This window comes from Mycobacterium parascrofulaceum ATCC BAA-614 (assembly GCF_000164135.1).
Taxonomy (GTDB): domain Bacteria; phylum Actinomycetota; class Actinomycetes; order Mycobacteriales; family Mycobacteriaceae; genus Mycobacterium; species Mycobacterium parascrofulaceum.
Window position 1 is genome coordinate 1 of the sequence record NZ_GG770640.1, and the last position, 879, is coordinate 879.

The window sequence follows — 879 nt, forward strand, 5'->3', positions numbered from 1 at the left end:
GAGGCCTGCGTCTGTGACCTGACCGCTCCGGTCGGGCTGTCCCAGCCGACGGTGTCGCATCATCTCAAGATTCTGGTCGAGGCCGGTCTGCTGGAACGCACCCAGCGTGGTAAATGGGCTTACTACCGGTTAGTGCCGGCCACCCTGGATGCACTCGCTGGCGTGTTTGCCCGCACCGGCCGATAACGACGCCTCGTTGCGGCTGCTCCGGACAGCGGGTGACCTGGTGTCGATCGGCCGCGGTCTCATAGGGTCACCGGCTATGGCGGTGCGTTCGGTTCTGTTATTCGTGGTGGCCGCGGTCGCAGAGATCGGCGGCGCCTGGTTGGTGTGGCAGGGGGTGCGCGAGCACCGCGGGCTGGCCTGGGTCGGCGCCGGTGTGATCGCGCTGGGGCTGTATGGGTTTGTCGCCACGTTGCAGCCCGATGCGCATTTCGGTCGGATCCTGGCCGCCTACGGCGGCGTGTTCGTCGCCGGCTCGCTGGCCTGGGGTATGGCCTTCGACGGGTTTAGGCCTGACCGGTGGGATGTCATCGGCGCATTGGTCTGCCTGGCCGGGGTCACGATCATCATGTACGCGCCGCGCGGCTAGACCTTTTAATGTTCGACTGCCGCCGCTTGCTGCGGCGCGGCCAGAACCATCGCACGGGTGGGCAGGTCCAGTCGGCAGGATCGGCCCGCCGGTAGTGCGCCGGGGCGCATTGCGTCGATGCTGTTGATGAGGATCGATGGTGAGGGGAAGTCCCCCACGCGGTCGGTGACCGGGGCGCGGATGCCCAGGGCGTTCAGACATTCGGATAACACGTCGCGTGCGGCGGCGGCGTTGGGACATCCGGGATGGCTGAGGAACTCAATACGCATCGGTCGCGGCCTCGCATT

3 protein-coding genes are annotated in these 879 nt (G+C 66.9%); 2 read left to right on the top strand and 1 reads right to left on the bottom strand.

Annotated elements, in window-relative coordinates; translation table 11 throughout:
- Nucleotides 1-186 (top strand): ArsR/SmtB family transcription factor (locus HMPREF0591_RS30000; RefSeq protein ID WP_007172656.1); only part of this gene is annotated, 186 nt, incomplete at its 5' end.
- A 76-nt stretch (nucleotides 187-262) separates the two neighbouring features.
- The gene (locus tag HMPREF0591_RS30005) at nucleotides 263-592 is read left to right on the top strand and encodes a YnfA family protein (RefSeq protein WP_007172657.1); all 330 of its coding nucleotides are present in this window, start codon (nucleotides 263-265) and stop codon (nucleotides 590-592) included.
- Nucleotides 593-597: 5 nt separating this feature from the next.
- Here HMPREF0591_RS30005 and HMPREF0591_RS30010 read toward each other — a convergent pair.
- The coding region (locus HMPREF0591_RS30010) for a hypothetical protein (protein WP_341860259.1) at nucleotides 598-879 on the bottom strand (282 nt) is incomplete at its 5' end.

Coding starts and splice junctions, on each gene's coding strand:
- HMPREF0591_RS30005 (WP_007172657.1), top strand. CDS start 263: ATGGCGGTGCGTTCGGTTCTGTTATTCGTGGTGGCCGCGGTCGCAGAG.